Annotated in this window: 2 protein-coding genes; one reads left to right on the plus strand and one right to left on the minus strand. The window is 60.8% G+C overall.

Annotated features, from left to right (window positions below; all coding sequences use genetic code 11):
• On the minus strand, positions 1 to 2326 hold a 2326-nt coding region (locus FJ404_19355; GenBank protein ID MBM3825008.1), incomplete at its 3' end, for a DUF1592 domain-containing protein.
• Between the two features lie 552 nt (positions 2327 to 2878).
• On the opposite strand from FJ404_19355, the gene FJ404_19360 reads away from it, so the two are divergent.
• The gene (locus tag FJ404_19360) at positions 2879 to 3997 is read left to right on the plus strand and encodes an acetylxylan esterase (protein ID MBM3825009.1); all 1119 of its coding nucleotides are present in this window, start codon (positions 2879 to 2881) and stop codon (positions 3995 to 3997) included.
• Positions 3998 to 4563: the final 566 nt, after the last annotated feature.

Here is a 4563-nt window from a genome sequence, read left to right on the forward strand (position 1 = left end):
AGGCCTCGTGGTTCCGGTGATCGGCGAGGCGTTCCTTCAGCGTCATCTTCGCGATCTCAGGATCGGCGAGATCAATCTCCGGCACGGCCGGCGGCGGCGGCGGCGGCGGGTCATCGAGCAAACTTTTGAGCAGCCAGATCCCCCGCTTGAGCGGATTCGAGTCTTTCCCGCTTGAATTCATCGCCAACAGGCCGGCTTGAGTGAGCAGCCCGCCTCGACGGTTGCTCAGATCCAAACCGATCCGGCGGAAGTAATTCCCATAGACATCCGCCAACCCGTAATGCCCCGCCAACCGCTCATCGGCCATGGTGTAATCGGCATGGATGAAGTTCAAAACACTCTCGTCGCGTCGCAACATTCCAGCAAAGAACAAGATGGGTTCTTGCTGCATCGCCTCCTTGAGCAGCGGATCCACCCCACCCTCAAGTTTCACAAAATCCAGCAACTGCAGGTCGAGCCACTGCCGGACGAAATGCTTTGCGAATCGCTCGGCGCGCGCATCCGCCAGCATCCGCCTGACCTCGTCCTCCAAAACCTTCGGACGTCGCAACTGGCCGTTGTCAGCCAATTCCAGCAGTCGGTCGTCCGGCACGCTGCACCAAAGAAACATGGAAAGGCGAGTCGCGAGTTCCTGCGCGGTCAGTCGCGGCGGACGAGGCGACCGCTCGGGCTCGCCCGGCGCATCCCCGCGAACGATGTAGAGGAACTCCGGTGATGACAAAACCGTGGCTAAGACCTCGACCAAAGCCTCTTCCAGCGTGTCGCAGGATTTTCGCATCGCCTGGAAAAGCCGGACTTTTTGGTCAATCTCCTCGTCCCCGACCTGCCTCCGCCAGGCGCGCGGCATGAACGCCGTCAAAACTTCTCTGGCGTAGACGGGCTCGTCCTCGCGGTTCGGGCTCTTGAAGAAAATTCGCTCGTGTGCCTTCGGGGGCCACTGATCGTAGACCGGTGCCGCCACCTCCACGTAGCTGATCTGGATCTCCCCGGGGGACGCCGAACTGTTGACCAGCCGGATGTGCTCGGACGGGCTAGGCGTGGATCCCATGGGCGACGCCTTTCGCACCGAGTTCCGGGGATAGATATCCCCGAGCGACACATCCCATTGGTAGATCTGCGGCTGGTCCGGACTGGCGGTGATGGGATGGTCTTCCTCGCTCACGCGCAGCAACGCTCGCCCCTCGTTGCTCGCCTGCCAACCGAACTCCAACTGCAGGCTCGGATCGCGATCGTTATTCGCAGGAGTTCTTGCCGCGTGAACTCGCACACGGAGCAGGCCCTCGTCGGGAACCTGATCCCCCAATTCCACGACAAGTTTCTGCTCGTGACCGTGGGGAAGGATCGCCACGTGGTCGAATGTCTGGGGAACCGGCGGAGGGGCATGGGTAGGGGCAATGGCGTGCTTGGCGCCCCCATAATCCCAGGACTGGGGGGCGGTTCGTCCCGTCGTTCGATCTTTGAAATAGGTTTTCCCATGCGGCTTGGTGGATCCGTCATGCAGCTTGTCCAGCTCGCGCTTTTGCTTTTCCGGATCGTCCTTGAACGCCACCTTGGCTTTCTCGAGTTCCGCGGCCTGCTTCTTCCATTCCATCTGCCCAGCCTGTTCCATGGAGACACCCCAATATAACACACGAGGCCGGGGACCCCGGACGGTTGCCCGCGACAACGCTTGCCGGGCGAGCAGGCGGTAGGTCTCCAGTTGTGCGACGGACATATGCAACGTCTCCGAGCTGTTCTGAAATCCGTCTTCGGAATGGGCTTCAGGCGGAAGATCCCGGGCGAATTCCCAAGGAAGCCCAAGAAGATCCTGCAACGCATAGTTGTACTCGTAGCGTGTCATCCGGCGAAACGAAGAATGCCCGGCTGTGGCGCGTCGCGCGATCGAGGCCTTGCGAATCTCCCCGGAAAGCCAATCCATGGCCCGGCTTCGGTCCTCGCCGGATAACTTGGACTCGTCCGGCGGCGGCATTTCGCCGTTGCCCAACACGGCGAGAATCTCCAGCCACCAATCCACATCCGGCCCTTCCAAGAGATTGGGATTCAGCGTGTCGATCCGAAGGTGCGCTTTCGTTTTCTTGGGACCGTGACAGGCGACGCAGTGCCTTTGTAACACCGGCTCGATCTCTCGGCGAAACCGGTCGAGCTCGGGCAGCGGCGCATTCGTTTCGAGGGAATGCGCGACAAGCTGCTTGAGCAGCGATTGCCGGGCGCCCAATGCTTTGAGTTCATCCAGCGTGGGAGGATTCGTCGCGGCCCCCGCCGAGAACACCCCGGTGAGCAAAACCAGCAGCACCAGCGCGCATTGGATCCATTTGCAGTGCATCATTGCCAATGCTGCATCCCTAGCACACCCCGGCAGCCATGTCACGACAAGTTGAGTTCTGAGGCACAGGTATTTGCTTACCAAGAGAAATTTGCTTTTCACGGCAGGAGGATCCGGGGCCGCGCGGCGCTCCCCTCCGGGGTCGGCGGTTGCGCCCGAGCTCGTTGTCCCCCGTGCAGCGCTTCCAACTCTTTTCCGTCACGAAACGACTGGCTTCATTAACAACACCCGGTTCAGAGGAACTTTCTCTTTGCCCCAATTTCTCCGGACCGGTAGGGTCATCTCCCTTTGAAATGCATTTTCCGATCAGCAGCCGAACAAGGAAGACTGCAGAGAGTGGGGCGGAGTCCGCAAACGAACAAAGAGGGGGACCCTTTCACTCAAAGCAAAAGCCCTGATTCACGACGCATGAAGACTCTCCTCCTCCTCGGCTGCCTCGCTCTCGTTCTTCCGACTCCAGTTCGTCGCGCCCACGCCGACGAACCGAAGAACCACGACTTCGACGTCATCCGCGACGAGGCTGGCGTGCCGTCGTATCAGTTGCCGCCCGTCCTCGTGTCCGCCGAAGGAAAACCCATTACCACGCCGGAAGAATGGTTCAACGTGCGGCGCCCGCAGATCATGTCGTTGTTCGGCAATCTGATCTACGGCGTGGTGCCGCAGGCGGAGTCGCCCATTCGCACGACGTTTGAGGTCGTGAAAAAGGACGGAGCATCCATGGGCGGCAAGGCGACGCGGAAGGATGTGCGGATCACGTTCGAGAACGCGAAGGGTGCGGCGGAGATGCAGATTCTCCTATTCACCCCGAATGGGCTTGGCCATCCCGCCCCGGCGTTCTTGTTGCACAGTTTCGCCGGCACGAAAGATGACGGACACGATGCGCATCCCGACAAGCCTGGTTTCACCCGCAATGGCCTGCCGCTCGGCGAGCTCTTCGCGCGGGGGTTCGGGCTCGTCGTCGTGCCGCAGGGCGACTTCGTCCGGCACAACGAGGTCGAGTTTCTCAAGGGCGTTCACCCGCTGTTCTACCGCGCCGGGCAGAGCTTCCCGAAAGCCAACGAGTGGGGCGTCATCTCCACCGTCTCGTGGTCTGCGTCGCGGGCCATGGATTATCTGGAGACCGATCGCGACATCGATGCCAAGCGCGTTGCGGCGATGGGTCATTCGAAGATGGGCAAGGCCACGCTCTGGACGGTTGCCCAAGATCGGCGCTTCGCCCTGGCGATCTCGGCGCAGTCCGGATGCGCGGGCGCGGCTCTGTGGAAGCGGAACTTCGGCGAGAACATGGAAAAGATGGTGACGCGCTTCCCCTACTGGCTGTGCCGGAACGCGGCGAAGTTTGCACGCAACGAAGACGACCTGCCGGTGGACCAACACATGTTGCTAGCCTGCATCGCCCCGCGCCCAGTCTATGTCGCCAGCGGTGAAGACGATCTCTGGGCCGATCCGCGCGGCGAGTATCTGTCCGCGTATCATGCGAGCCCCATCTATCGTTTGCTCGGAAGGAAGGGGCTCGACTCGGAGGCTTCGCCGCCGGTTGGTGAAGCCATCGTTCAATCCGACGTTGGCTATCACAACCGCGCCGGCGGTCACTCGGTGGAAATGTATGACTGGCAAAGATTCCTTGAGTTCGCGGAGTATCATCTGAAGCGTAACCGTCCGGCAAAGCCGTAGTGTGCCATGGCACCGGCGGCAGTTTTTCGGTGAATGGAATGAAGCAGACGGCTGTTTGTGTCGGCGGAGCTCAGCCGGTGGAAGGTGGCGCAGGCGCGGGCGTGGGGTCCCACATGTTGTGCAGCATCCGGCGTTTAACGCCGACGCCAAGTGTTTCGTGGTCCTTCTCCTCAACACCCGAAGGCGAATCAAAGGGCATGTGCCCCGCGGGGCGAGAGGGAAAGTGATGGGATGCCGGTGCTAGGCGAACGGCCTGAAAATAGATTGCGCTCTTCTTTGGCACACCGGGAGGAGGGATGGAGTCCCAAACCTCGACATTGGAGTCTTAGCCCATATTTCATACTGAGCTTGAATCTGGGACAGTACGCCGCGTGAGGGCACGCGGCCTACAATCGCGACTGCCTCCGTGTTTGCAGGCCCGGTGTCCTCACCGGGCGTCCCGTGCATGAAATATGCGGGTTAGAGGTTGAAGGCGTTGGTTTACTGGGAGATGGGAAGTTTTGAGCGGTGTCCCGACCTTGTGAGCTTCCTCCCGAGTTTCCTTCAAAGATGGTCGGAGCGACAGG

The organism is Verrucomicrobiota bacterium, from assembly GCA_016871495.1.
In the GTDB taxonomy this organism is placed as follows: Bacteria; Verrucomicrobiota; Verrucomicrobiia; order Limisphaerales; family VHDF01; genus VHDF01.